Annotated in this window: 21 protein-coding genes, 1 tRNA gene and 2 pseudogenes; 9 read left to right on the top strand and 15 right to left on the bottom strand. The window is 74.6% G+C overall.

What is annotated here, in order from left to right; translation table 11 throughout:
* Positions 1 to 166: 166 nt before the first annotated feature.
* From OG422_RS10480 to OG422_RS10465, 4 genes and pseudogenes are all read right to left on the bottom strand, one after another.
* On the bottom strand, positions 167 to 1,546 hold the full coding sequence (locus OG422_RS10480; protein WP_405742195.1) for an AAA domain-containing protein: 1,380 nt from the start codon (positions 1,544 to 1,546) through the stop codon (positions 167 to 169).
* Positions 1,543 to 2,700: pseudogene (locus OG422_RS10475) on the bottom strand (hypothetical protein); the annotation flags it as partial. The gene OG422_RS10480 and the pseudogene OG422_RS10475, both read right to left, overlap by 4 nt.
* Positions 2,701 to 2,704: 4 nt before the next feature.
* Positions 2,705 to 3,871 (bottom strand): annotated as a pseudogene (locus tag OG422_RS10470) (hypothetical protein); the annotation flags it as partial.
* Positions 3,780 to 4,784: a phosphatase PAP2 family protein gene (locus OG422_RS10465; protein ID WP_405742193.1), complete on the bottom strand. Its 1,005-nt coding sequence runs from the start codon at positions 4,782 to 4,784 to the stop codon at positions 3,780 to 3,782. The gene OG422_RS10465 and the pseudogene OG422_RS10470, both read right to left, overlap by 92 nt.
* Before the next feature lie 289 nt (positions 4,785 to 5,073).
* Between OG422_RS10465 and OG422_RS10460 the strand changes: the two genes are divergently transcribed.
* Positions 5,074 to 5,667, top strand: coding sequence for a histidine phosphatase family protein (locus tag OG422_RS10460; RefSeq protein ID WP_143941717.1), 594 nt, complete (start codon positions 5,074 to 5,076; stop codon positions 5,665 to 5,667).
* Positions 5,668 to 5,706: 39 nt separating this feature from the next.
* Here the strand turns inward: OG422_RS10460 and OG422_RS10455 are convergent, their stop codons facing one another.
* Positions 5,707 to 7,104 (bottom strand): tetratricopeptide repeat protein, encoded by a 1,398-nt coding sequence (locus OG422_RS10455; RefSeq protein ID WP_405742191.1) that lies wholly within the window; start codon positions 7,102 to 7,104, stop codon positions 5,707 to 5,709.
* A 243-nt stretch (positions 7,105 to 7,347) separates the two neighbouring features.
* Here OG422_RS10455 and OG422_RS10450 point away from each other — a divergent pair, with 243 nt between their 5' ends.
* Positions 7,348 to 7,773, top strand: a complete 426-nt coding sequence (locus tag OG422_RS10450) for a hypothetical protein (RefSeq protein ID WP_405742189.1) — start codon at positions 7,348 to 7,350, stop codon at positions 7,771 to 7,773.
* A gap of 86 nt (positions 7,774 to 7,859) precedes the next feature.
* On the opposite strand, the gene OG422_RS10445 is transcribed toward OG422_RS10450, so the two are convergent.
* Both OG422_RS10445 and OG422_RS10440 read right to left on the bottom strand, forming a co-directional pair.
* Complete coding sequence (locus tag OG422_RS10445) at positions 7,860 to 9,179, bottom strand: NAD(P)-binding domain-containing protein (RefSeq protein WP_143941714.1); 1,320 nt, start codon at positions 9,177 to 9,179, stop codon at positions 7,860 to 7,862.
* An 86-nt stretch (positions 9,180 to 9,265) separates the two neighbouring features.
* Complete coding sequence (locus OG422_RS10440) at positions 9,266 to 10,444, bottom strand: glycosyltransferase (RefSeq protein WP_405742187.1); 1,179 nt, start codon at positions 10,442 to 10,444, stop codon at positions 9,266 to 9,268.
* Between the two features lie 671 nt (positions 10,445 to 11,115).
* On the opposite strand from OG422_RS10440, the gene OG422_RS10435 reads away from it, so the two are divergent.
* Both OG422_RS10435 and OG422_RS10430 read left to right on the top strand, forming a co-directional pair.
* On the top strand, positions 11,116 to 11,385 hold the full coding sequence (locus OG422_RS10435; protein ID WP_405742185.1) for a chaplin: 270 nt from the start codon (positions 11,116 to 11,118) through the stop codon (positions 11,383 to 11,385).
* A gap of 313 nt (positions 11,386 to 11,698) precedes the next feature.
* Positions 11,699 to 12,559, top strand: coding sequence for a spermidine synthase (locus OG422_RS10430; RefSeq protein ID WP_405742183.1), 861 nt, complete (start codon positions 11,699 to 11,701; stop codon positions 12,557 to 12,559).
* Positions 12,560 to 12,731: 172 nt separating this feature from the next.
* Here the strand turns inward: OG422_RS10430 and OG422_RS10425 are convergent, their stop codons facing one another.
* Entirely contained in the window at positions 12,732 to 13,307 is a 576-nt protein-coding gene (locus OG422_RS10425) for a hypothetical protein (RefSeq protein ID WP_405747722.1), read from the bottom strand.
* Between the two features lie 122 nt (positions 13,308 to 13,429).
* Between OG422_RS10425 and OG422_RS10420 the strand changes: the two genes are divergently transcribed.
* The 3 genes from OG422_RS10420 (at position 13,430) to OG422_RS10410 (ending at position 16,962) form a co-directional block, all read left to right on the top strand.
* Positions 13,430 to 14,119 carry a response regulator transcription factor gene (locus OG422_RS10420; protein WP_405742181.1) on the top strand — a complete coding sequence of 230 codons (690 nt, stop codon included), beginning with the start codon at positions 13,430 to 13,432 and terminating at the stop codon, positions 14,117 to 14,119.
* Positions 14,116 to 15,531, top strand: a complete 1,416-nt coding sequence (locus tag OG422_RS10415; protein WP_405742179.1) for an ATP-binding protein — start codon at positions 14,116 to 14,118, stop codon at positions 15,529 to 15,531. The genes OG422_RS10420 and OG422_RS10415 overlap by 4 nt, the downstream gene beginning before the upstream one ends.
* Positions 15,532 to 15,846: 315 nt before the next feature.
* Complete coding sequence (locus OG422_RS10410) at positions 15,847 to 16,962, top strand: chitinase (protein WP_405742177.1); 1,116 nt, start codon at positions 15,847 to 15,849, stop codon at positions 16,960 to 16,962.
* 73 nt (positions 16,963 to 17,035) lie between these two features.
* On the opposite strand, the gene OG422_RS10405 is transcribed toward OG422_RS10410, so the two are convergent.
* On the bottom strand, positions 17,036 to 17,947 hold the full coding sequence (locus OG422_RS10405; RefSeq protein ID WP_143943116.1) for an AraC family transcriptional regulator: 912 nt from the start codon (positions 17,945 to 17,947) through the stop codon (positions 17,036 to 17,038).
* 127 nt (positions 17,948 to 18,074) lie between these two features.
* Between OG422_RS10405 and OG422_RS10400 the strand changes: the two genes are divergently transcribed.
* Complete coding sequence (locus OG422_RS10400; protein WP_143943115.1) at positions 18,075 to 18,725, top strand: NAD(P)-dependent oxidoreductase; 651 nt, start codon at positions 18,075 to 18,077, stop codon at positions 18,723 to 18,725.
* A 78-nt stretch (positions 18,726 to 18,803) separates the two neighbouring features.
* Here OG422_RS10400 and OG422_RS10395 read toward each other — a convergent pair whose 3' ends face one another.
* From OG422_RS10395 to OG422_RS10380, 4 genes are all read right to left on the bottom strand, one after another.
* Positions 18,804 to 20,162 (bottom strand): alkaline phosphatase, encoded by a 1,359-nt coding sequence (locus OG422_RS10395; protein WP_143943114.1) that lies wholly within the window; start codon positions 20,160 to 20,162, stop codon positions 18,804 to 18,806.
* A 221-nt stretch (positions 20,163 to 20,383) separates the two neighbouring features.
* Positions 20,384 to 20,459 (bottom strand) — tRNA-His (locus OG422_RS10390).
* Between the two features lie 109 nt (positions 20,460 to 20,568).
* Positions 20,569 to 21,186 (bottom strand): oligoribonuclease, encoded by a 618-nt coding sequence (gene orn, locus OG422_RS10385; protein WP_143943113.1) that lies wholly within the window; start codon positions 21,184 to 21,186, stop codon positions 20,569 to 20,571.
* A gap of 5 nt (positions 21,187 to 21,191) precedes the next feature.
* Entirely contained in the window at positions 21,192 to 22,445 is a 1,254-nt protein-coding gene (locus OG422_RS10380) for a GlxA family transcriptional regulator (RefSeq protein WP_143943112.1), read from the bottom strand.
* Between the two features lie 919 nt (positions 22,446 to 23,364).
* On the opposite strand from OG422_RS10380, the gene OG422_RS10375 reads away from it, so the two are divergent.
* Positions 23,365 to 23,886: a universal stress protein gene (locus OG422_RS10375; protein WP_143943111.1), complete on the top strand. Its 522-nt coding sequence runs from the start codon at positions 23,365 to 23,367 to the stop codon at positions 23,884 to 23,886.
* Positions 23,887 to 24,297: 411 nt separating this feature from the next.
* Here OG422_RS10375 and glmS read toward each other — a convergent pair whose 3' ends face one another.
* Both glmS and OG422_RS10365 read right to left on the bottom strand, forming a co-directional pair.
* Positions 24,298 to 26,127, bottom strand: coding sequence for a glutamine--fructose-6-phosphate transaminase (isomerizing) (gene glmS / locus OG422_RS10370; RefSeq protein WP_405742172.1), 1,830 nt, complete (start codon positions 26,125 to 26,127; stop codon positions 24,298 to 24,300).
* 197 nt (positions 26,128 to 26,324) lie between these two features.
* Complete coding sequence (locus OG422_RS10365) at positions 26,325 to 26,624, bottom strand: hypothetical protein (RefSeq protein ID WP_251076761.1); 300 nt, start codon at positions 26,622 to 26,624, stop codon at positions 26,325 to 26,327.
* Positions 26,625 to 26,723: the final 99 nt, after the last annotated feature.

Here is a 26,723-nt window from a genome sequence, read left to right as displayed (position 1 = left end):
CCGAGGGGAGTTGCCCATGTCGGTGCAGTGTTACCGCTTCCCGCTGTCGGGGCTGTCCGTGCACCCGGCGTGGCACTGGGAGCAGTCGGCCGCGTCCTTCATGGTCCACAGCTCCGGTCGATCTCGAAGCCTTCCGCGCAGGTCAGAGCACCTGCGGCCGTCCGGTTCACCCCCGCCACCCCACCCGGTGCTCCGCGAGCCGGGCCAGTACGGCGTGGTGGGCCTCCCAACTGTCCGGGAACTTCACCGTGACGCCGAGCTGCACCGGCTCCGTCGACGGGTGTTCGTCCAGCAGCTCGGCCACGCCCGCCCGGCAGACCACGATGCAGGCGTGGCGGTGGCGGGAGGCGAGCACGCACAGGCGGCCCGTCTCCAGGTGGAAGGCGGTGGCGTCGGGGCGTCCGGAGAGCGGGTGGAGCACCACCGTGACGTCGTACTCGCGGCCCTGGAGGCGGTTGGCGGTGTCCACCACGACGCCGCTCACCCCCAGCTCGGACAGGGCCGCGCGCACCGCGGCGGCCTGATCGCGGTGCGCGGTGCCGACCGCGACCCGGGCAGCCGTCACCGGCTCCGGATCCGGACCGCGTTCGCTGGTGGCGGCCGCGCCGCGGTCCAGCAGCCGCCGCACCACCAGGGCCACCGCCCGTACCGCCTCCGGGTCCGTCCGCGGGGTGTGCCGGGCGGGCAGCTCCAGCAGGCCCCAGCCGGACACGGCGGCCTCATCGAGGACGCGGTCGACGCCCGAGCCGTCGCCCGGCACCCCGAACGCCAGGCTCCGGTCGCCGGGGCCGGTGCCGCTGCGGAAGCGGGCGAACGGGTAGAACGCGTCGGACACCAGCGGCGCCGCCGACGCGGGCAGCCGCCAGGAGACCGGCAGGCGGTGCTGCGGCAGGTCGGGATTGTGCGCCAGGAGGGTGGCGACGGCGCTCGACGACGGGTCGTACGCAAGACCCGCCCACTGCTCGGCGCCGACCACGCTGAACGGGTCCAGCTGTCCCGGGTCGCCGACGAACAGCGCCCGCTCGAAGAGCCCGGCGACGGCCAGCAGCGCATCGGAGCGCATCTGGTACGCCTCATCGACGATCGCGTGCCGCCAGCCCTCCTCGACCTTGGTGTGGGCCCACTTCGCGGCGGTGGAGACGACGATGTCCATCCCGGCGAGGTCGGCGATCTTCGCGGAGGTACGGACCTCGGGCAGCGCGGCGAGCGCCGGGTCGACGGTGCCCGCCTCGCTGCCGTGCAGCCGCCCGACCGGCAGCTGCGGATCCTTCTCGGCGAGGCGCAGCACCAGGTCGTCCACCTGGGCGTTGGTCTGCGCGACGATCATCAACGGGTGCCCGGCCGCGGCGAGTTCCCGGGCCGCGCGGACCACGAGGGTGGACTTGCCCGCGCCCGGCGGGGAGTCGACGACCACGCCGGGACGGGTGCTGTGCAGGGTGTCGTGGAGGATCGCGTCCGTCGCGGCGGCGGCCGCCGCGCCCGGGTCGAACGGCTCCGCGCCGCCCGGCCCGGGGGTCCGTCGCGTCGTCCACGGGGCGCCGGTCACAGGAAGTCCTCCGGTGTCATCGGGTCGGGGGCGTCACCCTCGGGTCCGGCGGCGGGCGGGCCGCCGTGCGTCCACGGGGTGTCCTCGGGCTCCGGCAGCTGCGGGCCGCCGCGCGGGGCGTGCTCGAACAGCGTCCAGCACACCGTCTCACCGGGCTCGGGCACCGAACCGGGCGCGGGCACCTTGCCGCGCCCCATGCCGCCGGTGAGCCGCACCGTCAGGCTGCCCGCCGCCCCGTCCTCGTACGCCACGAACACGGCGCTCTGCGCCTTGCCGTCGGGCAGCGGGCGGTGCAGCCGGGCGCCGTCGGTGAGCAGCGGGGTGTCGGCGGTGCGCAGCGTCACCAGGGGCCGCGGCATCGGGCGCGGGCCCTTGGAGAACGACTCCTCGACGGCGGTGGCCTCCCCGGCGAACGCCTCCCCGGCCAGCCGCCGCCCCGCCATCACCAGCGGGTCGTCCAGCGCCTCCTGGGCGTCCAGCTGGGCCTGCGCCGTCTCCCGGGAGGCGAGCTTGCGGGCGGCGGTGACCGCGTCGTCCCGCTTGGGCTGCGGCGGCTCGCCCGCGCGCACCCGGTCGCGGTGGGCGGTGTACGACCAGCGGTCGCGTTTCCAGCGGTCGACGACGTGGGCGCCGGGCGGCAGCGCGCGCAGCAGGTCGTACCCGCGCCAGACCGCGTCCCAGGTGGGTCGCAGCTGGCCGCCGATCAGCTCGCGTAGCTCCTCCGCGGCGCCGGGTACGTCCGCGTCGTACCGGGCCATCGCGGGCGCCAGCAGGGCGTTGTCGAACGCCGGGTCGGTGGCGGGACCGGCGGGCGGGCAGTGCAGCATGCCGTCCTCGCCGCGCGCCGACTCCGCACGCTCGGCGGCGGCCCGGCCCGACAGGCCCTCGGGCGGGTCGATCCAGGCGAGCAGGGCGCCCAGATGCTGGTCCTCCAAGGCGCTCTGGCCCGTCGCCCAATGGCGGGTCAGCAGCTCCGTCATGGACAGCAACAGGCAGGAACCCGGCACCCGGGCGCGCTCGCCGAGATGGGTCAACCAGCGGCCCAGCAGCGGCACATGGGGCGGCGCGGCGCAGCGCGGCGAGGGCGGGGTCGGTGCCGTCGGGGGCGGCGTCCGGGGCCTCCGGGGCGTGCTCCGGAGCGGCCGGGTGTTCCGGTCCGGCGCCGCGCCCCGGGGCGTCCGCCGGGGGAGCGGCGGCGTCCGCCGTCCGCTCCGCTGCCGCCGCCAGCACCTCGTCGATGGTGCGCAGCGACCCCAGATCGCCGCGTACGCCGCGGCCCAGGGTCTCCACCGCGCCCCGCTCGCGGGAGCGGCCGCGGCAGTGGAACGCCAGCTCACAGGCGGCCAGGCACTCCGGGGCGTACGCCGCGTCGACCGTCTCGACGGCGGCGGCCAGTTCGTCCGCCGGGCGGGTCGCCGTCCGGCCGTCGTCGGCGAGGTGCAGGTCGAAGGTGGTGTCCGGGGGCAGGGCGGCGGCGATCTCGTCGACCCGGGTGAGGCGGGCCAGCTGCCGCCGGGTGGTGGCGAGCTGCTTACGGATGTCGACGGCGGCGGCCGTGGGGAGGTTGGAGAAGTCCTGCGGGCACACCAGCAGCACCCGGTCGCCGACCCGGGCCGGGCGCTCCCCATGGGCGGTGACCTGCGCGGCGACGCCCTCCAGGCCGTGGACGTAGACCGCCGCCTGCCGGGCCGCCGCGCCCACCTTGGCGGCGTCCGCCGCGCCGTCGATCATCGGGAAGGACTTGATCTCCACGACCGTCCAGACGCCGTCCGGGCGGACCACCACCGCGTCCGGCTCCACATAGGCGGGCGAACCGGCGACTTCGACGGCGAGCAGCGGGTGGTCCAGCAGCGTCCAGCCACCGGCGGCCGTGGCCTCCCGCAGCGCCAGCGCCGTGCGGGCGGCCCGGCCCTCGGGACCGGCCGCCGCCAGGTCCGGCGCGGCGACCTCGCCCTCCTCGGGCGCGGGGGTGCCGGACGGCAGCCGGGCGTGCAGCAGCCGCAGCAGCTCGGCGCCGCCGTCCGCCTTGACGCGGGCCTCGAAGCTGTTGCCCCGGGCGAGGGCGAACCGGGACTGGCCGTGGCCCGCGGGGGAGCCGAGCGCCTGGGCCAGGGCGCCCTTGTCGACGCCCGCGCCGTCCAGCAGCGCGCGGCGCCGGCAGCCCGGGTTGGCGGCCAGCGCGGCGAGCGCCCGGGCGTCCAGCGCGCGGGGGCGTATGCCCGGCCCGCGCAGCTCAGTGAGGCGCTGCCGCAGGCTCGGGGGCGGCGTCGGCCGTGCGCTCGGGGCAGCGGCCGCCGCGGGTCGGCTGTCGCGGAAAACGTTCACCTGGCGAAGTCTCGCATCCGGCACCGACAACGCCCCCGGCCCTCGCGCGACGAGCGGCGGCCGCGCGGCCCCGCCGGGTCCGGCGCCGCCACGCCGCCCCGGGAGTCCCGCGGGCGGGACCGTCCGGTTCCGGTGCGGCGCCGGGGTCCGTGCCCCGGGCGCGGAGGGTGTCGACGAGCCGGAGCAGCGGGCCGGTGAGCCAGGCGCCCAGGCCCATGACGGCCACGCCCGCCAGCACGTCCAGGAGGTAGTGGTTGGCGGTGCCCATCACCACCAGGGCGATGGCCGGCGGGTACGCCACGGCGAGCGCCCGCGCCATTCGGGAGGAGGCCAGCCGCCACACGGCCGCGCCGCACCACAGCGCCCAGCCCACATGGAGGCTCGGCATCGCCGCGTACTGGTTCGTCAGCCCGCCCAGGCCGCGGGGTGCGCTCGCCTCGGCGCCCCACCAGCCGTATCCGGCGTAGTGGGCCATGCCGTCCACGAAGCCCTGCCCGGCGTCGAGCAGGCGCGGCGGCGCGGTCGGGAAGAGGGTGAAACCGATCAGCCCTATCAGGGTGGCGGTCAGCAGACGGCTGCGCGCCACCCGGTAGTGCGCGGGCCGCCGACGCCACAGCCAGACCAGGACCGCCGGGGTGACGACGTAGTGCAGCGCCGCATACGCGTACGCCGCGGGGACGCCGACCACCGGGACCCCGGTGAACAGCCGGTTGAGTGCCGGTTCCGGGGTGAGGTGCAGGATCCGCTCCACCCGGAGGAGGGCGGTGCCGTGCCCGGTGGCGGCGGTCACGTCGCCCCGGGCCAGCAGGCGGCCCGCGGAGTACGCGGCGTACACCGCTGTCAGGAGCGGGAGTTCGGTCCACCACCGGGGGCGGCCGGGCCGGGCCGCCGTGCGGGGCGCTGCGCTCACCATCGCGCACCTTCTTCGTCGTGCTTCGTACGGGTGCGGTGGCCACCGCACCGCCCCGCCGGCGTCTCCGGCGACCGTCCACCATACGCTGTATGGCTCGGTGCTCCGCACAGGCCCTGGGGGTGGCCCGGCCCCGGACGACCCGGTACGCGATGATGGAATTCCGCGGGGCGCGCGGGCCCGGCGCCGCGCTCGCGCCCGCCCGTACGGCGATGACGCCGCGGTGCGCCCGCGGTGTCACCTGCACCACCTGCGACGAACAGCCGAGACATCGGCGAGAGGTACGGCCCTCATGGCAGCGCGCATTCTCCTGGCCCGGCACGGACAGACCGAGTGGTCCCTCTCCGGCAGGCACACCGGCCGTACGGACATCCCGCTCCTGGAAGAGGGGCGCACGGGCGCGAAACTCCTGGGCGAGCGGCTGCACCGCGCGCCCTGGGACGGCCTGCCCGGCGTCGAGGTGCGCACCAGCCCGCTGCGGCGCGCCAAGGAGACCTGCGAACTCGCCGGGTTCGGCGACCGCGCCGAGGAGTGGGACGCCCTCATGGAGGTCGACTACGGCGCGTACGAGGGGCTGACGCCCGCACAGATCAAGGAGCGGCGGCCCGGCTGGCTCCTCTGGCGCGACGGCGTCCCCGAGGGTGAGACGCTCGCCGGGGTCGCCGCGCGGGCCGACCGCGTCATCGACTGGGCGCGCGCGGCCGACCGCGATGTGCTGGTCTTCGCGCACGGCCACATCCTGCGCTCCCTGGGCGCCCGCTGGCTCGGCCTGGACGTCTCGTTCGCCGCCCGCATCCGCCTCGATCCGACGTCCCTGTCGGTCCTCGGCTGGGCCTACGGCGAGCCCGCCATCGAGCGCTGGAACGACACCGGCCACCTGGGCTGACGGCGCTACGGGGCGTCAGGGCCGCCGCGCCCCCGGGGGTCAGCCCCGGCGGGGTGCCGGGAGCGCCGCGTGCCGCTCCAGGAAGGCGGCGACCTCCTTGACGGAGCGGTGCGGCCGCAGCGCGCGGGCGGTGGAGTCGAGCATCGCGCGGATCCGGGACGACTTCACCTGCCCGAGCAGCCGCAGCGCCCGGCTCCCGGTGACGCCCGCTTCCTCGGGGGCGCCGTCGGCCGCCAGATCGCCCGCCAACTCCGTCGTGAACAGCGCGATGTTCCGGGTGAAGTGCGGTTTCTGGAGCGCCACCGCACGGCGCGCGTGCTCCACCGCGCGCCCCCCGTCGCCCAGCGCCGCCCAGCACTGCGCCTCCAGGCCCTCCAGCTCGGCCTCGCCGTAGAAGCTCATCCACTCGGGGTCGTGGTCGGTGGGCCCGCTCCCGAAGGACCGCCGGGCCCGGGCGAGCGCGCGCTCGCAGCCGGAGCGGTCGGCGAGCAGCGCCAGACCGCCCGCCTCCCGCAGCGCCAGCAGCGACTGGAGCCGGGGCGAGGCGAGGCGCCGCGCGGCCCGCTGGGCGGCCTGCGCGGCGCGGACCGCCTCGCGCGGGCGCCCGGCGTCCCGGGCGAGGAAGGCGGTGTTGCAGAACGCGTGCGCCTCCAGCGCCGCGTCGCCGCAGACCCGGGCGGTGGCCAGCGCCTCGGCGTAGTGCGAGCGGGCGTCCCCGAAGCGGCCCGAGTCGTGCGCCAGCCAGCCGACGGACAGGGCCAGTTCACCGGCGCCGCAGTGCAGCCGGTCGGCGACCGAGCGCCGCTCCGCGCCCGCGTCCAGCAGAGCGTACGCGGAGTGCAGCGGGGCCATCGCGCGGTGGTAGATGTCGTCCGCGCCGTGCCGGTCGTCGAGCAACCGGATCCGCCGGACCGCGTCCTCGACGGCGTCGGCCTCGGCGGCGCCGGGACGGCCGCCGGACGACGGCCGGGGCGCGGGGACGGTGAAGGCGGGTGGGGCGGCGATGCCCAGGGCGGCCGCCGGGCCGCCGGTGATGAACGCGCGACGCAGCACGTCGCTCTCCTCGCAGCTCTGGATACAGGTATCGCGGTGGTCGGGTTCGGGTGCCAGGGGCGGGGCGCTGACCACCGCCGTACGCGCCCCCCGTCCGCGTACCGCCTCGCGCGGCACGAAGCCCATGTCGGACAGCGACAGCCCCGGGAACATGTGCCGGAACACGCGCTCGTAGGCGTAGTTCGGGCAGCGGATCTCCCCGGACTCGACGCGGCCCACATAGCGGGCGTCGCACGAGACCTGCTCGCCGATTTCACGGGCGGACCGTCGGACCGCCGCCGCGAACTCGCCCGGTGACAGCTTGCCGCGCAGCTGCCGGAAGGCGGTGTTCGGACGGGCGGGGACGGTGCGGGACGACGCTGAATGCGCAGCTGGCGACGTCATGGCGGACCTCTCCGTGCCCTCTCCGTGCCATCTTTCCGGCGATGCCGCTTCCTGGCGGAGCGGCGGGACGACCGTACCGGCTGTGACGGAGCCGATACGGAGGGTATGGCTACAAACCGGATATCTCACCCACGATCCGCCATGAACTGCCATCCTTTGCGGCGGTCCGGCGCCGTAGCTGTTGACGGGGCACACCGTTGGACACGGTGTCGATACGCAGCGGTGCAGGAGGAGGGGTTTTCCGTGAGGAAGTCCAGTGTGGGCGAGGGCGGCACGAGGTGCGCCGGGACGGGTGCGCCGCCCGGTCACGCCCCGTTCTGCGACCTCGTCACGGTGCCCGCCCGGCAGGGACTCGAAGCCGTCGACATCCTGCGGCTCCGCGACGGCGTCGGCCCGGTCCTGCACGACGCCCCCTGCCACACCCTCGGCTTCCTGGTGCCCGCCGGGACCGCCGAACGCTGGGACCTGCCCGGCAGCGCCTGCACCCGGACGTTCGGCCGCGGGTCCGCCACGGCCGCCGGGCGCGGCGCGCCGGAGCCGCCGGTGACCGGGACCGGCTGGCTGGTGCCGCCCGAGGGCGCGTACGGCGACGCCACCGACCCGGTCGTCCTGCGGGCCGCCCTGGGCGAGGCGGCCCGCACCATCGAGGCCGTCGACCGCTGCCGCTGACCCCCGGTCAGGACGTACGAAGCGCCCCGGCGCCGCCCCGGAATTCCGAGGCGGCGCCGGGGCGCGTGGAGTCGGGCGTGCGCCGTCTAGCCGGCGGGCTGCGCCGCCTCGTCGGCGTACGCCGCGCCGCACGGCATCCGCTCCAGGGGCGGCGCGGCGGGTGCGGCGCGGCCCGGCGCCGGATGGGGGATGACGAGCCCGCCCGGCCCCCGGCCCAGCCGCCGCCGCACCCCGCGCAGCAGCCGCCCGGCGGTGAACGCCGTGCCGTAGACGGAGCGCATCGCCGGGCCGAACGACGCCGCGGCCAGCGGGCCTGCGAAGAACAGCCCCGGCCACGACGATTCGAAGAGCCCGCTCAGTTCGGGCGCCCGGCCGGGCCGTACGGTCCGCAGCTCCTCGCGCACCCTTGGGTCGAGCAGACGCAGCCGCCGCAGGTCCGGGACGAACCCGGTCGCCGCGATCACATGCTCGGTCTCCACCACCGTGGACCGGCCGTCGGCGGAGGCCAGTTCGAGGCGTACCGCGCCGTCCCCGGGGACCGCGGCGCGCACCCGGTGCCCGGTCAGCACCGGGACGGCGGTCTCGAAACGGTCCCGCAGCCACCAGGCCCCGGCCGGTCGCGGCGGCCGGTCCGCACCCCGCCCCCGGGCTGCCACCGGCAGCCACCGCACCGCCCAGGGCAGCTCGGCCCGCAGCCAGGGCCCCCACCCGGCGCCCAGACCGCTGTGCGGGGCGCGCAGCGCGGCCGGGAACGGACGGCCCAGCGGCGGCGGCGCGGCCTCCCAGTGGATCCGCCCGGCCCGCGCCACGACCCGGGCCCGCGCGCCCAGTTCGGCCAGCAGCACCGCCGTCTCCAGCGCCGACTGACCGCAGCCGACGACGGTCACGTCCCGCCCGGCGAACCCGGACAGATCGCGGTGGTCGCTGCTGTGCGAGGCGAGCGCGGCGGGCAGCCCGTACAGCGGCTCCGGGCGCCGCGCGAACGGCACCGCGCCCACCGCCAGCGCGACCGTACGGGCCCGGATCGGCGCCCCGTCCGCGGTCTCCACCAGAAAGCCGCCGCCGTCCGGCCGCACCGTGGTGACCGCGCGCTCCTCCAGGTCCTGCGGCACCGCCCGCTCGCCGAACCACCGGCCGTACGCGGTGAACACGGTGCCCGGCAGCGGCACGCCCTGCCGCACCGGGATGCCCGCCTGGGCGCAGTACGCCGCCAGGGTGTACGTGCCCGCCGGGTCGGACAGGTCCGACGACCAGGGTGCGGAGGTGAGGTACATGCCGCCGGGCATGTGGTCCCGCCACGCGGCCATCGGCCGGCCCAGGACCCGCGGGCGCAGCCCGGCGGCCGCCGCGTGCGCGGCGATCGAGAGTCCGTAGGGGCCGGCGCCCACCACCACGAGGTCGTCCATGGAAGATCCCTGCTCCTTCTCGTCGTGCGGTTCTCGTCGGAGCGGCGCCGTACGGGCCGCGGTGCCGGTGTGCGGTGGCCGGCGCCTCAGCCCGTCAGCGACGGGTCCGATGCGGCCGTTTCCGGGGGCGCGGCGGGCTGCGGGACCCCGGCGCCCGCCGTGGCCGCCCGGAACCCGGCGGCCCGCTCGTGGAGCGCGGCCAGCGCCCGCGCGGCGCGGTCCGCCCCGTGGTGCGCCACAACGGGCGGCGGGGGCAGCCGGCGCGGTGCGGCGCGCCGCTCCTCGCGCAGCACGGCGGCCAGCAGATGCGACCGCGAGCCGGTGCGCCGGGCACCGGGCGCCATCTCCCCGGGCAGATCGTCGAGGGCCGGGCACCCGGTGTGCACCACGGGCAGCCCCGCGGCCAGCGCCTCCACCACGGCCGTCCCGAACGCCTGCGCGGGCGCGGGCGCGACGAAGACGTCCAGCGCCGAGAACAGTGCGGGCAGCCCGGGGTCGCCCTCCGTGCCGCCGCCCCCGTGCCAGGCACCCGGCAGCAGGACGCGGTTGCCCACCCCGAACTGATCGGCGGCCCGCCGCAGCGCCACCCGCTCCGGCCCGTCCCCGGCCAGCACCAGCCGGGCGCCGGGCACCTGCGCCACCGCGCGGATCAGCACGTCGAAGCGTTTGCCGGGCACCAGCCGCCCGGCGCCCCCGATCACGAACGCGTCCGCCGCGAGCCCCAGCCGGGCGCGGACCGCCGCACGGGCGGCCGGGTCGTACCGGAAGGCGTCCGCGTCGACCCCCGGGGTGACCGTCTCGATGCGCTCCCCGGGGACGCCGAGGCGGCGCAGCCGCACGGCGACGGCTTCCGAGGCGGCCACCGTCGCCGTGCCCAGCCGTTCGGTGCGCCGGTAGCGGGCGCGGACGCGGCGGGTCAGCGGACGGCCGTCGATCTCCGTAGCGCCCAGGGTGTGGGCGGTGGCGACGACGCCCCGGACACCGGCCAGCCGGGCGGCGATCCGGCCCGTGACGCAGGCGCGGTAGCGGTGGGTGTGGACCACGTCGTAGCCGCCCCGCCGGATCAGCCGGACGAGACGGGGCAGGGTGGGCGGCCCGTCCAGGGGGACGACGGACCCGCCGTCGGCGCGGATGCCGTCGCCGACCGGGCCGTCGCCGCTCAGGCTGACGACGTCGCAGCGGTACGGCAGCCGGCGCAGCATCAGCCGCAGCTGCTGCTCGGCGCCGCCCACCTCCAGTCCGGTGACGAGGTGCAGGACTTTCACCGGTTACCTCCTTACGGGCCCGGGGGGCCTACGGGCGGGTCTCATCGGGGCGACGGGCGGTGACCACGGCGCACCGCGTTTCCCGGGGCGCCGGGCGGGGTTCTTCCGTTCTCCCTTTCTCGCTTTTCCCGCTTTCCCGGGTTCTTCGGACCGGAAAGAAGGGGGGAATCCGGAGCCATCCGGCGGCGAGTGGCGGACCGTGCCGCCGAATGGCTCCGGCCGTGCGCTTTCCGGTGTGGCGGCAGCGGTGGAAAGCGCACCGTTCTCCGGGGAAACGGAAAGGGTGCGGGATGCCGGATGTACCGGAGACGCATCCGGCGCCGCGGTGGGTCCGGCGGGCGGAATTCCGGGGAATCGCGGTGCGTGCGCCGCCGCACGGTCTCCCCGGAATTCCCGGGCCCCGCGGACCGGACTGCGGGGCCTGACGTCCTCCTGACCGGCGGCTGCCGAACAGGAATGCACTCTGTCAGAGAGTCCCCCGCCGCACTGGGCGGCACGCCGGACGGGCGTCCCGGGATACGGCATCGGGGCGATTCCCGCAACCGTGGCGACCGGGGTTCTGTCTTCCATAAGGATGAACGTTTCTCCCTTACGGGGGAATGCCCGCATCCCTGGCGTGACCCCGGTCGTTGGGCCGATGTCCCATTCGCGAAAAGGAAAGGAGACGGGCGATGAAGCGGATCGTCACGTCGGCCGCCCTGGCCACAGCCAGCTGCGCACTCGTGATCGGCGGCGCGGGGATTTCCTCCGCCACCGATGGTGGTCACGAGGACGGCCACGGCGGCGCCACCGCCGTCGGCGTTGCCACGCACTCGCCGGGCGTGCTGAGCGGAAATGTCACCCAGGTTCCGATCGATATCCCGGTGAATGTCTGCGGTAACAGCATCCATGTGCTGGCGCTGCTCAACCCGGCATTCGGGAACAAGTGCGCCAACAAATGACCCGGCCACCGGCCGTGGCGTGATCCCGGCCGGGACCGTGCGGGTGAGAGCGGGCCGCCGCGACTTCGGTCGCGGCGGCCCGCTCGCGGTGCGGGGGCGATTACGGTACGGGCGCCGGGGCGTGCGCGTTCCTTCCGCGCGCCGGGCCGCGCCGCCCCGGCCGTACGCCGTCACCCGTACGCCGGGGCGCGTACGGGCCTCCCGCACGCCGGGCGGCACCGCCCCCGGACACTCGGCCTCCCGTGCCTGACCTGCGCGGACGCCGTCATGCCCAGCCGTCACGCCCCGGCGGACCGGCCGCCATACTGGGGGCATGGCGAAGAGCAGACGCGGGCGCGGTGGCGCGGAATCCGTGGTGGAGACGGTGGACGGCGGCGTCGCCGAACTGCGGCCCGACCGCGACCGGCCCCGGGCCCGGACCCTGCTGATCGACGGCGCCCCGCAGTCTTTCGTCGACCTCGACGCACCGGACCACCTCGACTTCTCCTACCAGCGGCGCCTCGGTCACGCCGCCGACCTCGTGGCGCCCCCGGGCAAGCCGCTGCGTGTCGTCCACCTCGGGGGCGGCGCCCTGACGTTGGCCCGTTACGTCGCGGCGACCCGGCCCCGCTCCACCCAGCAGGTCGTGGAGATCGACGCGCCGCTGGTCCAACTGGTGCGGCGGGAGCTGCCGTTGGAGAGCGGCTGGCGCATCCGGGTGCGCGGCGGCGACGCCCGGGAACAACTGGCCAAGGTCCCTGACGGCTGGGCCGACCTGATCATCGCCGATGTCTTCCGCGGCGCCCGGACGCCCGCACATCTGACCAGCACCGAGTTCGTCACCGAGGTCCGGCGGGCGCTGACGGACGGCGGCTGGTACGCGGCGAACGTCGCCGACGGGCCGCCGCTGCGGTTCCTGCGCGGTCAGATCGCCACCACGGGCGTCGTCTTCCCGGAGCTGGCGCTCACCGCCGACCCGGCCGTCCTGCGCGGCAAGCGGTTCGGCAACGCCGTCCTGCTCGCCGCCGCGCACCCGCTGCCGGTCGCCGAGCTGACCCGGCGGGCGGCGAGCGACCCGCAGACCGGACGCGTCGAACACGGCCGGGCGCTACGGGACTTCACCGGCGGCGCGGCACCCGTCACCGACGCCACGGCCGTCGCGTCGCCGCAGCCGCCGCCGGACGTGTTCGCCTGACGCCTACGGGGCCGGAGGCCCGGGGCGCGCCCACGGGACGGGACGCCCGGGGCGCCGCACCACGCCGGGAGCCGCACCGCCCCGGGGCCCGCACCACACCGGAACCGGGCCGGGCCCGCACCGCATCCGGGCCCGCACCACGCCGGGGCCGAGCCCCGCGCAGCCCCGCCCCTCACCCCGCACGACTACTGCTCCGCCGACTGCTCTCACTGATCTGTACCACCGGCGGATGGCCGTCCCAGGTGCACAGGACCGTGGCATGGCGGTCGCCGCCGCTGCCCGTGAACTCCACCCGGATCACGGTGTCCTGCTTCCACACCTGCATCTCCCAGCCCGCCTCCGGCGTCGCCGACACCAGCTGCGCCGAGTCGGGCCGCAGGTCCAGCACGACCCGGCCGCCCGACGTCGTGAAGCTCTTGACGGTGCCGCTGCTGTCCAGCGGTACGGCCGTCGGCCTCGGGGAGGGCCGGTCGTTCGGCGCCGCGTCCCCGGTGCGGGCGGGCGGCGCGGGGGGCGACGGCCTCGGCGAGGCGGTGGTCGCCGTGGGGGAGGGTTTGGGGCGGTGCGTGGAGGACGCCTGCGGTGCGGCCGTCGCCGCCGAGGGCGCGGCCGCCGCGGAGAGCGGGACCGCGCGCGGCGGGTCGTACGCCGTACCGGACAGCACCGCGTGCACCCCGAACCACGAGAGGGCGACCGCGCCGCCGGTCGCCAGCGTCCACGCCCCCGTATGCATCAGCCCGCGCCGCATCCGGCTCATCCCCGCACCACCACCCACCCCGCGCCCGGCCTCGTCCCCCCGGCCCGCGGCGCTACCGGGCAGGCGTCAACTTCCGGCCGGACGATACCCCCGGATGGCGTACGGTGCCGCCCATGGCAAGTGTGCTCGTCGTCGAGGACGACCCGTTCGTCCGCTCGGCCCTCATCCGGCATCTGACCGAGGCGTCCCACACCGTACGGAGCGTGGGCACCGCCCTGGAGGCGCTGCGGGAGGTGGCCCACATCGGCTTCGACGTGGTTGTCCTCGACCTCGGACTGCCCGATCTGGACGGCGCCGAGGCCCTGAAGATGCTGCGCGGCGTCACCGATGTCCCCGTGATCATCGCCACCGCCCGGGACGACGAGGCCGAGATCGTCCGGCTGCTGAACGACGGCGCCGACGACTACCTGACGAAACCTTTCTCGGTGGAACACCTCTCCGCCCGGATGGCGGCCGTGCTGCGCCGCTCCCGCGCGGGCGGCGCCGCGGAGACCCCGTCGCGGGTGGTGCGGATCGGCGGCCTCCGCGTCGACCCGCTGCGCCGTGAGGCCACGCTGGACGGCACCGTCCTCGATCTGACCCGCCGCGAGTTCGACCTGCTGGCCTTCCTCGCCGAACGGCCCGGCGTCGTCGTCCCGCGCAAGGAACTCCTCGCCGAGGTCTGGCAGCAGTCCTACGGCGACGACCAGACCATCGACGTCCATCTCTCCTGGCTGCGGCGGAAGTTGGGGGAGACCGCCGCCCGGCCACGCTATCTGCACACGCTGCGCGGGGTGGGTGTGAAGCTGGAGCCGCCGCGGTGAGATGGGCCCTGGTCAAGGTGGCGCTGGCGGTCACCGCCATGGTGGTGGTCGCCTTCGCCGTGCCGCTGGGCCTCGTCGTCAAGGAGATGGCGCGCGACCGGGCGTTCTCCAACGCCGAACGGCAGGCCGCCACCATCGGCCCCGTCCTCGCCATCACCACCGACCGCACCCAGCTCGAACGCGCCCTCGCCAGCGCCGATACCGGACCCGGCTGCCGGATCGGCGTCCACGTCCCGGGCGACGGCAAGGGCGCCCGGGACGTCGGCATCGGCTTCCGCCGCGCCTCGGACCGCGACGTCGCCTCCGTCGTCGCCCTCGGACGCGCCTCCATCGCGCCCGTCCGCGGCGGCTCCTCGCTGCTCCAGCCGACGGCCGTGGCGACCGGCGTCGCCGTCGTCGAGGTGTACGTGCCCGACGCCGCGCTCGGCAACGGCGTCGCCACGTCCTGGCTGGTCCTCTCCGGCGTCGGCCTGGCGCTGATCATCGGCTCGGTCGCGGTCGCCGACCGGCTCGGCACCCGTATGGTGCGCGCCGCGAAACGGCTGGCCGGGGCCGCGCACCGGCTGGGCACCGGCGAACTCGGCGTCCGTGTACCGGAGGAGGGCCCCAAGGAGCTGCGGTCTGCCGCCACCGCCTTCAACTCCATGGCCGACCAGGTCGTCCAGCTCCTCGCCAACGAACGCGAGCTGGCCGCCGACCTGTCGCACCGGCTGCGCACCCCGCTCACCGTGCTCCGGCTGAATGCCGCGTCGCTGGGTGACGGCCCGGCCGCCGAGCACACCCGGGCCGCCGTCGAGCAGCTGGAGCGCGAGGTCGACCAGATCATCCGCACCGCCCGGGAGCAGAAGTCGCACTCCCGGCAGCCGGGGGCGACGGCAGGCTGCGACGCCGCCGAGGTGATCCGGGAGCGGATGGCGTTCTGGTCGGCGCTGGCCGAGGACGAGGGCCGCACCGTCCGGGTGGCGGGCGCCCACCGCCCGCTGCGCGTCCCGGTGGCCCGCCCCGATCTGGCCGCCGCGCTCGACGCGATGCTCGGCAACGTCTTCCGGCACACCCCCGAGGGCACCGCCTTCGCCGTCGATGTGCACCACGCGGGGCTGGCCGGGAACGCCGTCATCGTGCTGGTCTCGGACGCGGGCCCCGGCATCGACGACCCGGACGCCGCACTGCGCCGCGGCCACTCCGGCGGCGGCGACGGCTCGACCGGCCTGGGCCTGGACATCGTCCGGCGGCTGGCCGAGTCGACCGGCGGGGACGTCCGCATCGGCCGCTCCGTCCTGGGCGGCACCGAGGTCCGCGTCTGGCTCGCCCTCGACGGCCACGGCCCGCCCGGCGCCCCCCACCACACCGGCACCCACCGCCTCCGCCGTCGGCTCCCACTCCGGGCTCGCCGTAGAGGGAAGGCGGGCTGACGGGGCGACGGGTGGATCTACGGGCGGGATGGCCCGCGGACCGGGCGAGCGGTACGGCCCCGGCCCGAGCGGTACGGCCCCGGCCAGGTGGTGCACGAGCGGCACGGCCCCCGCCCCGGCCAGGGGGCGCACCGCCCATGCGCCCCGGAGCGCCCGGCACACCCGCTCACGCCCCCCTCAACCGCCCCCTTCCCCGCCCGCAAACCGGGCATGAACCCCTCAACTCCCGTACCGTTCCCCTCGTTTGCCCACCCGGTCCGCCGCGTGTCGTGGCGCACCACCGTCCCCACCCGCGACGACAGGCAGGTGTACGCCATGAGCTCCCCGGTCCCGCGCCGCCGTACGAGCCGCTCGGCCAAGCTGTTCTCGGCCGGTGCGGCCGTGGCGGCCACCGCCGGTGCCGCGTTCGCCGCCGTCGCCCCCGCCCCGTCCGGCGACACCCCGCGGCCCGCCGCCCCCAGGGCGTCCACCACACCCAAGGCGACCGCCGCCCCCAAGGCGACCATCGCTCCCGAGGAACCCCCCGCCCCCCGGACCACCGCCGCCTTCTCCCCGTACGTCGACACCTCGCTCAGCCCCGCCCCCGACCTCCGCGACACGGCGCGGCGGACCGGCGTCGACCACTTCACCCTCGCCTTCATCACCTCCGACGGCGGCTGCGATCCGGCCTGGGGCGGCGACGGTGACCTGGACGCCAACCCCGTCGCGCGGCAGATCGACGCCCTGCGGGTGGCCGGGGGCGATGTCCGTGTCTCCTTCGGTGGCGCCGACGGCTCCGAACTCGGCCTGGTCTGCGACTCGGCCGACGCGCTCGCCGCCGCCTACGGCAAGGTCGTCGACCACTACCGGCTCACCGCCGTCGACCTGGACATCGAGGGCGGCTCCCTGGCGGACACCGAGGCCAACACCCGCCGCGCCCGCGCCGTCGCCCGGCTCCAGCGGAGCCACCCGGGCCTGGACGTCTCCCTCACCCTGCCGGTGATGCCCGACGGCCTCACCGAGGACGGCGTACGCCTCGTCGCGGGCGCGGGGCGCAACGGCGTCACCGTCTCCACCGTCAACGTCATGGCGATGGACTACGGCTCCTCCTACGACGGCGACATGGGCGCCTACGCCCGCCGGGCGGCCACCGCGACCCAGGCCCAGCTGAAGGACGCCCTCGGGCTCGACGACGCGGACGCCTGGAAGGCCGTCGCCGTCACCCCGATGATCGGCGTCAACGACGTCCGGACCGAGACCTTCACCCCCGACGACGCCACCGCCCTCGTGGCGTTCGCCCGCCGCAGACACCTCGGCGGTCTGTCGATGTGGTCCGCCGCCCGCGACCGGCCGTGCGACGACGGTCCCCGGCCGACCGCCGCGCCCACCTGTAGCTCGATCGACCAGGACCCACTGGACTTCACCAGGGCGTTCGCCGCGTACACCGGCTGAGGCGCCGGGCCACGGGGCACGCCCCTGGACCGCGTCCCGCCCCGCGCCGCGGGCGCCGCCGCCCCGGCCGCCCCTACTCCGCGACCGCCGCGCCGCTCCCGCCCCGTACCGCCTCCCGGAAGGCGGCCGGGGTGGTACCGGCGTGCCGCTGGAAGAACTTGGTGAAGTTGGCGGCGTCGGCGAAGCCCAGCCGCCCGGCGATCCGCGCCGCCGAGCCGTCCCCGTGCGCCAGCAGCCGCCTCGCCTCCAGCACCACCCGCCGGTCGATGAACTCCTTCGCCCCGATCCCGGCCGTCGCCTCCGTCGCCCGCGACAGCGTCCGCGGCGCGTACCCCAGCGCCCGCGCGTAGTCCGCCACCCGGCGACTGTGCGCGAAGTCCCGCTCCACCGCGTCCCGGAACCGCAGAAACGTCGCCCCCGCCGCGCACTCCGCGTCCGCCGCGGGCACCTCCGGATGCGCCACCCGCAGCACCAGCACCGCCAGCAGATGCCGCAGTACGTCCAGATGCGCCGCCCACGGCAGCCCGGCCCGCTCCCCGAACTCCTCGTGCAGCTGCCGCAGCGCCGCCCGCGCCCGCTCGGCCGCCGCGCCCTCCGGATGCCGTACGGCCGGGCCGTACCAGTCCTCGATCCGCGCCGCGGCCGCCGTCGCCGGATCCAGGAACCCGGGCTCGAACAGCACCAGCAGCCCCTCCGCCCGCGACAGGTCCCCGAAGTGCTGCACCTGCCCGGGCCGCGACCACAGCCAGTCGCCGGGCCCGACGGAGTGCTCCCGGAAGTCGACGGTGTGCAGCAGACGACCGCGCCCGACGGTGAGCAGATGGTGGAAGCCGGGCCGGTGCGGGGTGGCCAGCCGACAGGCGTCGGCCCGCTCGCGCAGCTCCGCGAGCGTCATCACCTCGACCCCGGACGGTCGTCCGGCCGGAGCGGAGAACGCCACCTCCGGAATGTCCCGCCCGACCCCCAGCTCCCGATCCTGTCGCATTTTCACCACCACCCGTCCCATGTCCACCGCGGTATGTCCACCTGACCGCTCTAGCGTAGAAGACATCGGCCCGGCCGATGACGGAAAACGGAAGCCCGCCCCGGTGCGGCAGACCCCAGGAGACACCATGTCCACGCTCGCGATCTTCGGCGCCAACGGCACCATCGGCAGCCGCATCGTCCAGGAGGCCCTCGACCGCGGCCACCAGGTCACCGCGGTCGTCCGCGACCCCGCGAAGCTCACCCTCGCCCACCCGATGCTGACCGTCACCACCGGCGACGTCCTCGACCCGGCGTCGGTCGCCGCGGTCGCCGCCGGGAAGGAGGCCGTGATCAGCGCGGTCGGCGGCGGCGACGGCCCCGGCCACATCGCCACCATCCGGCCCGCCGCCGAGGCGCTCGTCGCCGGTCTGCGCACCCTCGGCGACGCGGCCCCGCGGCTGCTGACCGTCGGCGGCGCCGGATCCCTCCGCAAGCCGGACGGCACCCAGATCTGGGACGCCGAGGGCCTGCCCGCGTTCCTGCTCCAGATCATGCACGCCCACGGCGACGCGCTGGACTTCTACCACACCGTCTCTGACATCCGCTGGACCAACCTCAGCCCCGCCGCCACCATCGAGCCCGGCAAGCGCACCGGCAGCTACCGCACCGCCCTCGACGACCTGCTCATCTCGGAGGACGGCAGCAGCCGCATCTCCGCCGAGGACTACGCGGTCGCCGTCCTCGACGAGATCGAGCACCCCCGCCACCTCGGCGAGCGTTTCACCGTCGGCTACTGAGGGCGGTGTCTGAAGGGGGCCGCGCACACGGCGGGAGGGGGAGACCGGCGCCCGGTCTCCCCCTCCCGTTTCCGCAGGTCAGCGCAGGCCCATCGCCTCACGCAGGGTTCCGAACAGATCCGTCTGGTTGGTGACGCCCAGGACCCGGTACGCCTTCGGGCCCTGCGCCGCGATCCGCACCTCGGTGCCGGTGTGCTCCTGGGACTCGCCCGGCGGGTTGGTCGAGTAGTTGACCTTCAACTGCTGGCCCTCGTCGGTGACGAGCGTGGAGGTCAGACCGGGCGGGGCCGCCTCCAGCGGGACGATCTGGCTGGAGTGACCGTGGTCGGCGGTGGTCACCACGAGCGTGTCGGGGTGCTTGGCCGCGTAGTCCCGGGCGACCTTGACGGCGCGGTCGAACGCGGCGGTCTCACCGATCTGCCCGCACGGGTCCGCCGCATGGTCCTGCTTGTCGATCGAGGCGCCCTCGACCTGGAGGAAGAAGCCCTTCTTGGCGTGCTTCTGCTTCGCCTCCAGCAGCTGGATCGCCTTGGTCGCGGAGTCGGCGAGGCTCGGCGTGGAGCCGGGGCGGCCCGGGTTGGACGTGACACAACGCTGCGGGTCGGTGCCGCCCTTGGCCGCCGGTTTTCCCGTCCACTCGGTGGGCACATTGCCGGGCGAGAAGAGCCCGAGCACCGGCTTGCCCGCCGTGGCCGCCTTCATCGAGGCGCTGTCCGTGACGACCTGGTAGCCCAGCTTCTCCGCCTGCCCGGTCACCGTCAGGCCCTTGAACCGCCCGTCGGTCACCTTCTGGTCGAACCGCTGCTTGCCACCGCCGAAGAGGACGTCGACCTTGTGGTTCACGGACTGCTCGGCGACCGAACCGGGCCCGCCGCCCGCCACCGCGTCGGTGGGGCACTTGGCCATGTCGGCCGGCCCCTGGCAGGAGCGGTCGGTGACGTGTGAGGCGAGCACCGCGGGCGTGGCGTCGGTGAGTTCGGCGGTGGTGACGCTGCCCGTCGCATAGCCGCCCTTCTGCGCCAGCTCCAGAATCGTCGGCACGGCCTTGTCGGTGTCCGGTGTCTTGGAGATCCGCCCGTTGACCGTCTTCCGCCCGGTCGCCCACCCCGAACCGCTCGCCGCGGAGTCGGTCACATAGTCCGGCGTCCCGTCCTGGTGCACGGAGTACGTGGTGTACGCGCCGGTGAGCGGGAAGCGGTCCATGTTCAGGCGGCCGTTCGCGCCGACCGTGTAGTCCCGGGCGAGCGTGATCTCCGAATCTCCCATGCCGTCGCCGATCAGCAGGATGACGTTCTTCGCCTTCCCGCCCTTGATGGCCTGCTGGGCCTGCTCCTTGGTGTCGGAGGCACCGGCGGCGGTCGTGACGGCCACGGCGGCGGTGGTCGCGGCCACCAGAGCGGCGCCGATGGTGAGGTGGCGACGGACGGATCTGGGCATGAAACAGCTCCTCGAAGTGTTCCGCGGGGCGGGTGACGACGAGAGGTACACCACCAGCCGCCGGTGAAGCGCGGGTGACGCTCCGGCGTTGCTGCTGCATCCGGGACATGACACACGGAAGCCCGAGTCCGGGGCCGCGGTCTTCGAGGCTGCGATCTTCGAAGAAGCGGAAAACGGCGAGGGCCCCGACCCGCTTTCGCGGATCGGGGCCCTCGCCGTACTGGGGTGAGTAACGGGACTTGAACCCGCGACATCCTGGACCACAACCAGGTGCTCTACCAGCTGAGCTATACCCACCATGACCGGTGCTGTGTGGTTCTTTTTCCCCACCGGCTGAGAAAAAGTGTACAGGGTCCGAAGGGGTGCTCGCTCCCGGCTTTCGCTGTGCCGGGAGCGAGCTACGTCACTACGGCGTGGCCGGGGCCGCCGGCGGCACCACGTGCTTGGCCGCGAGGGCCTTCGCGGTGTCGGAGTCCGGGCCGGGCTGCGGCACGAAGACCGCCTCCCGGTAGTAGCGCAACTCCGCGATGGATTCACGGATGTCGGCCAGCGCCCGGTGGTTGCCGCTCTTGTCCGGACTGTTGAAGTACGCCCGCGGATACCAGCGCCGGGCCAGCTCCTTCACCGACGACACATCGACGATCCGGTAATGCAGGTAGTTCTCCAGCGTCGGCATGTCGCGGTGCAGGAAGCCCCGGTCGGTGCCGACGGAGTTGCCGCACAACGGCGCCTTGCCGGCCTCCGGTACGTGCTGCCTGAGGTACGCCAGCACCTGCTCCTGGGCGTCCTCCAGCGTCGTGCCGCCGTCCAGCTCGTCCAGCAGTCCGGAGGCGGTGTGCATCTCGCGCACCACCTCCGGCATGGTGGCCAGCGCCTCGGCGGGCGGGCGGATCACCACATCCACGCCGTCGCCGAGTATGTTCAGCTCCGAGTCGGTGACCAGGGCGGCCACCTCGATGAGCGCGTCGGTCGCCAGCGAGAGACCGGTCATCTCGCAGTCGATCCACACCATGCGATCGTTCATACGACTCACCCTACGGGGCGCTCACGCTGGCTGGGCAGCACGGGGCGTCCGGTGCCCCGCCCGACCGGCGCTTCCGGAAGGCGTGCCGCATAGGCGTCCGACTGCGGTTTGCCGGCCTCCGGGTCGGCGGTGGCCAGCGCCGCGGCCGGATTGGCCAGCGCCGCGAACCGGTCGCCCATCGGAGCCGCCCGCTCGCCCCGCTCCGTCCGCAGTCCGCCCTCGGGCGCACCACCCTGCGGCCGCCGGGCCCGGTACGCCGCGCGGTACGCCGCGGGCGAGGCACCCAGCTGTCGCCGGAAGTGGCCGCGCAGCGCGACCGGCGAACGGAAACCGCAGCGCCCCGCGACCTCGTCGACCGAGTAGTCGGAGGTCTCCAGCAGCCGTTGGGCCTGGAGGACCCGCTGCGTGATCAGCCACTGGAGAGGGGCGCTCCCGGTCAGGGAGCGGAACCGCCGGTCGAAGGTGCGACGGCTCATATAGGCGCGGGCCGCCAGCGTCTCCACGTCGAACTGCTCGTGGAGGTGCTCCAGCGCCCAGGCGACGACCTCGGCGAGCGGATCGGCGCCGATCTCCTCGGGTAAAGACCTGTCCAGGTAACGCTGGTGCCCGAGGTCGGCCGCGGTGCGCCGGGGCGGCACGACCAGCCTGCGGGCCAGTGCGTTCGCCGCGTCCGCGCCGTGGTCGCTGCGCACGATGTGCAGACACAGGTCGATACCGGCCGCGGTCCCCGCGGAGGTGAGCACATCGCCGTCGTCGACGAAGAGCTCGCGCGGGTCCACATGGACGGACGGGTAACGCTTGGCGAGCGTCGGCGCGTACATCCAGTGGGTGGTGGCCGGGCGGCCGTCGAGCAGTCCGGCCGCGGCGAGGACGAACGCCCCCGTGCACAGCCCGACGATCCGGGCCCCCTCCTCGTGCGCGCGGCGCAGCGCGTCGAGTGCCGCGGGCGGCGGGGCCTGGGTGATGGAGCGCCAGGCCGGTACGACGACCGTCCCGGCGCGGGCGATGGCTTCCAGCCCGTAGGGAGCGGACAGTTCCAGCCCCCCGGTGGTGCGCAAAGGCGCGTCTTCGCCCGCGCACACAAGCAATCGGTATCGGGGAACGCCCGCGTCCTGGCGGTCGATTCCGAAGACCGAGAGCGGTATGGAGCTCTCGAAAATGGGGCCGCCGCTGAAGAGGAGCACCGCGACTATTTCGCGGCGTCGTCGGGCAGCGAGCTTGCGTGCGGGATCTGGTACGGCAGCGGAGTCCTGGCTCATGGCACTTAAGCCCCCCTCGGTCGTCTCGCCCTCTCGGTACTGCACAGCTCCCCCGCCATAACTACCAAGATCGAATCTACTGTGTCCCGTGAGGATGGCGTGCCAAGTTCACCACCCGCTGGTATGTCGATATGGCAACTTGGCGCGAAGCATTCGATCACGAAGCGTTCCACTCGTCGGGCCTCCAGGAAAAGTGCGCGTCTCGGCTCTGCCCGTTCGCAGTAGGGCACAACCATGCCGAGCGGTCCTTTCCGCCCTGCTCACACCGGGGTTGGGGGGTGGCCGGAGCAAGGTGGTGATCCGGACCCGAAGTTGGCTGAAAACGGTTGTGGCGGGGGTTGTGCGCTCTCTTTTCGAGCCCTGTGTACGTGCCGGAACACCCCTTGCTTCCGTGCGCCCCCGTCCGCTTACGCCCTACTCCGTCCTGATGTGCGGTGGCCGTCACGGCAGCCCCAGGGGTGACGCCCGGGGTGTGCTCCCGGCGCCCGCCGAACCGCGTGGACCAGGGGCTGCCGCCGGGCGCCGGGTGGCGGTGGAGAAGGCGGCTCCGCCCGGCGCTCCCGGGCCCCACGGGCGGTGTGCGGAGCCGGAGAACGCCACTCGTGTCCCAGGGGGTACGTACGGGGGCAGGCCGGGGCATTGCCATCCGGGCGTGGCTCCGGCATGCTCCGGGGGACCGTTCGAGGGGTGGCACCCCGCCCCGTGCGGGCGCTCCGCCACCCTGCGGCCCCTGGGCAGCGGGGGAGTGGCGCCGTACTCTTGGGGTAAAGCCTTGGAAAGATGATTCCCGGTCGCATTGTTCTTCGTTGAACTAAGACGTCGGCCCCTCGATCGGGTCAGCTCAGTCAACTGCCGGATCAAGTCACACGCCGTCCCCCCGTTCGCCCCTCCGCAAGAGGACGTCCTCGCCGAGACACCAATGGCCGGTCACGAATTTCCCGAACCCGCGCACCGCAAGCAGGTGGCCGACCCGCTGGCCGACCTCCGGGCGGCGGAAGAGGCACACCATCCCTGTGATCCCGCGTTCCGGCACGGCGTCGTCGTCGGCTTCGACGGATCGATGTCGAGCGAGCGGGCGTTGGCGTATGCAATCGGTATGGCGCGGCGCCTCGGCTCGGGCCTGATCATCGTGCATGTCGCCAACAGGCTGCCGACGACCGTCTGGGCGGGGTGCGAACCGCCCGTCTTCGTGGACGTCCCCGATCACCGCACCGAGGTGCTGGGCCTGGAGCTGGCCTGCGCCGCCCATCTCTCCGAGGTCCCCTGGATCCTCGTCGAGCGCGGCGGGGACATCTGCCACGAACTGGAGGAGGTCGGCCGGGAGTACGAGGCCGACGGCATCGTGGTGGGCTCCACCCACGGGATCGTGGGGCGGATCTTCGGCTCCGTCGCGGGCCGTCTGGCGCGCCGCGCGCAGCGCCCGGTCATCGTCGTCCCCTGAGCCCCCCCGCCGGGCCCTCTCCCGCCGCCCCACGCGCCCGTACGGCGCCGTGGAGCGTCCGGTGTTCGCCTCGGCCCCGTCCGTGCCGTCGTGCGCCCGCGTGCGGCTCCCCGGGGCGCGCCCGGATCTCCCTGGAGTGTGCACAGTTGCGGGGGAGACATGGGGATTGCGGGCAGTCGTGAGATCAACTGCCGTACCGAGGTGGATTGTGACGGTGTGACGGGTAGATACCGGTCGGGCGCGATGGCCGTCCGGGCAGGTCCCGGGCGTGTCAGGAGCGTGTCGCCGACCGGGAGATGACGGTTACCGGCGCGGCGGCATCCGCCGGCGTATGGGCGACGCCGGCAACAGGGGAGGCGGCGGCTCCGTGCGGCGTGGTGGCACGCACGGAGCCGTCGCCTCCCCGGCCGACTACTCCACGGTCACGGACTTGGCGAGGTTGCGCGGCTTGTCGATGTCGCGGCCGAGCGCCAGCGCCGTGTGGTGGGCGAGGAGCTGCAGCGGGATGCCCATCAGGATCGGGTCCAGCTCCGGCTCGTTCTTCGGCACGACGATGGTGTGGTCGGCCTTCTCCTGCTCCTGGTGGGCGACGGCGAGGATGCGGCCGCTGCGGGCCTTGATCTCCTCCAGCGCGGCGCGGTTCTTCTCCAGCAGGTCGTCGTCCGGCACGATCGCGACCGTCGGCATCGCCGGTTCGATGAGCGCCAGCGGGCCGTGCTTGAGCTCCGAGGCCGGGTACGCCTCGGCGTGGATGTACGAGACCTCCTTGAGCTTCAGGGAGGCCTCGCGGGCCACCGGGTATCCGCGCACCCGGCCGATGAACATCATCGACTTGGCGTCGGCGTACAGCGCCGAGAGCTTCTTGATGTCGTCCTCGCCCTTGAGGATCTCGTCGATCTGGCCGGGCAGCTTCCGCAGGCCCTCGATGATCCGCTTGCCGTCCGCGACCGACAGGTCCCGGATCCGGCCCAGGTGCAGGGCGAGCAGCGCGAAGGAGACCACCATGTTGGTGAAGCACTTGGTGGAGACCACGCAGACCTCGGGGCCCGCGTGCACGTAGATGCCGCCGTCGGTCTCCCGGGCGATCGCCGAGCCGACCACGTTGACCAGGCCCAGCACCCGGGCGCCCTTGCGCTTGAGCTCCTGGACGGCGGCGAGCACGTCGTAGGTCTCGCCGGACTGGGAGACGGCGACGTAGAGGGTGTCGGGGTCCACGACCGGGTTGCGATAGCGGAACTCGGAGGCCGGCTCGGCGTCCGAGGGGATGCGGGCCAGCTCCTCGATCATCTGGGCGCCGATCTGACCGGCGTGGTACGAGGTGCCGCAGCCCAGGATCTTCACCCGGCGCACCGCGCGCGCCTCGCGGGCGTCGAGGTTGAGGCCGCCGAGGCGAACGGTGGAGAAACGGTCGTCGATCCGGCCGCGCAGCGCCCGGTCCACCGCCTCCGCCTGCTCGGAGATCTCCTTGTGCATGTACGTGTCGTGGCCGCCCAGGTCGTACGACTCGGCCGCGTACTCGACCGTCTCCGGCGTCGCCGTCGTCCGCGAGCCCTCGGTGGTGTACGTGCGGTAGTCGTCGGCCTTGAGGGTGGCCATCTCGCCGTCGTCGAGGGTGACGATCTGGCGGGTGTGCGAGACCAGCGCGGCGACGTCGGAGGAGACGAACATCTCGTGCTCGCCGATGCCGAGGACGACCGGGGAGCCGTTGCGGGCGACGACGATGCGGTCGGGGAAGGCGGCGTGCAGCACCGCGATGCCGTAGGTGCCCTCGATGTGCCGCAGCGCTTCGCGGACCTTCTCTTCCAGGGTGTCGGCGGTGGAGCGGCCGACGAGGTGGGCGAGGACCTCGGTGTCGGTCTCGGAGGCGAAGTCCACACCGTCGGCGGTCAGCTTGGCGCGCAGCTCGGAGGCGTTGTCGATGATGCCGTTGTGGACGACGGCGACGTCGCCGGTGGTGTCGAGGTGCGGGTGGGCGTTCTCGTCGGTCGGCGCGCCGTGGGTGGCCCAGCGGGTGTGGGCGATGCCCACGGTGCCCTGGAACCGCTTGGGCAGCCGGGATTCCAGCTCCCGCACCCGGCCCTTGGCCTTGGCGGTCTTCAGGCCGCCGGCGGCCTTGCCGGACGCCTTGGCGTGGAGGGCGATGCCCGCCGAGTCGTAGCCGCGGTACTCCAGGCGCTGCAGCCCTTCCAGCAGCAGCGGGGCGACATCGCGCTTACCGATGTATCCGACGATTCCGCACATGGGGTGAGCCTCCTGGGTGACGTGGTGACGGCCCGCGCGGCGCGCGCCGGAGCGGTGCCGATGCGTGGCGGCCGCGCGGGTGATGACGTAGGAACGGATGGAAAGGGAGGAACGGGGCGAACGGAAAGAAAGGGGTGACGGATGGACGGGAGGTGGTGCCGGTGAACCGGCGGGTGGGCCCGGCGGCCGCGGCGCGGTCAGCCGTAGACCATGCGGCGGAGCTGGCGGGCCGTGAGATCCGGTGGGGTCACGGCGCGGTGCGGCAGCTCCTGCCGGATGCGTTCGAAGATCGCGTCGTTGCGCAGCCCCTGGGACTGCAGCTCGCGGTGGCGGCGGCGGACGAACGCCTCCGTCGTCTCGTCGAAGTACGCGAGCACGTCCAGCACCACCCGGGTGGCCTCACCGCGCTGCAGCGGTGTGCTGCGCACCAGGTGGTCCACCAGGTCGTCATGGGGGGCGGGACGGGTGTCCACGCCACGGGCGGGGGGTTCGAGCACGGGTCGATACTGCGGGGGCGCGAAGAGTTTCGCAAGAAACCTGCCCGGTATCGGGCAAGAACGTGGCGCGATCGCCGGGAATTGGTCCACGCCTTGACC

Origin of the sequence: Streptomyces sp. NBC_01525, from assembly GCF_045040405.1 — a bacterium.
GTDB classification, from domain to species: Bacteria; Actinomycetota; Actinomycetes; order Streptomycetales; family Streptomycetaceae; genus Streptomyces; species Streptomyces benahoarensis.
The sequence above is the reverse complement of the archived record's forward strand: the minus strand, read 5'-3'. Positions and strand labels throughout refer to the sequence as shown.

Bases quoted from the DNA above. Each gene is read 5' to 3' on its own strand.
- OG422_RS10465 (WP_405742193.1), bottom strand. From the start codon at position 4,784: ATGGTGAGCGCAGCGCCCCGCACGGCGGCCCGGCCCGGCCGCCCCCGG.
- OG422_RS10460 (WP_143941717.1), top strand. From the start codon at position 5,074: ATGGCAGCGCGCATTCTCCTGGCCCGGCACGGACAGACCGAGTGGTCC.
- OG422_RS10455 (WP_405742191.1), bottom strand. From the start codon at position 7,104: ATGACGTCGCCAGCTGCGCATTCAGCGTCGTCCCGCACCGTCCCCGCC.
- OG422_RS10445 (WP_143941714.1), bottom strand. From the start codon at position 9,179: ATGGACGACCTCGTGGTGGTGGGCGCCGGCCCCTACGGACTCTCGATC.
- OG422_RS10435 (WP_405742185.1), top strand. From the start codon at position 11,116: ATGAAGCGGATCGTCACGTCGGCCGCCCTGGCCACAGCCAGCTGCGCA.
- OG422_RS10430 (WP_405742183.1), top strand. From the start codon at position 11,699: ATGGCGAAGAGCAGACGCGGGCGCGGTGGCGCGGAATCCGTGGTGGAG.
- OG422_RS10425 (WP_405747722.1), bottom strand. From the start codon at position 13,307: ATGCGGCGCGGGCTGATGCATACGGGGGCGTGGACGCTGGCGACCGGC.
- OG422_RS10420 (WP_405742181.1), top strand. From the start codon at position 13,430: ATGGCAAGTGTGCTCGTCGTCGAGGACGACCCGTTCGTCCGCTCGGCC.
- OG422_RS10410 (WP_405742177.1), top strand. From the start codon at position 15,847: ATGAGCTCCCCGGTCCCGCGCCGCCGTACGAGCCGCTCGGCCAAGCTG.
- OG422_RS10405 (WP_143943116.1), bottom strand. From the start codon at position 17,947: ATGCGACAGGATCGGGAGCTGGGGGTCGGGCGGGACATTCCGGAGGTG.
- OG422_RS10400 (WP_143943115.1), top strand. From the start codon at position 18,075: ATGTCCACGCTCGCGATCTTCGGCGCCAACGGCACCATCGGCAGCCGC.
- OG422_RS10395 (WP_143943114.1), bottom strand. From the start codon at position 20,162: ATGCCCAGATCCGTCCGTCGCCACCTCACCATCGGCGCCGCTCTGGTG.
- orn (WP_143943113.1), bottom strand. From the start codon at position 21,186: ATGAACGATCGCATGGTGTGGATCGACTGCGAGATGACCGGTCTCTCG.
- OG422_RS10380 (WP_143943112.1), bottom strand. From the start codon at position 22,445: ATGAGCCAGGACTCCGCTGCCGTACCAGATCCCGCACGCAAGCTCGCT.
- OG422_RS10375 (WP_143943111.1), top strand. From the start codon at position 23,365: ATGGCCGGTCACGAATTTCCCGAACCCGCGCACCGCAAGCAGGTGGCC.
- glmS (WP_405742172.1), bottom strand. From the start codon at position 26,127: ATGTGCGGAATCGTCGGATACATCGGTAAGCGCGATGTCGCCCCGCTG.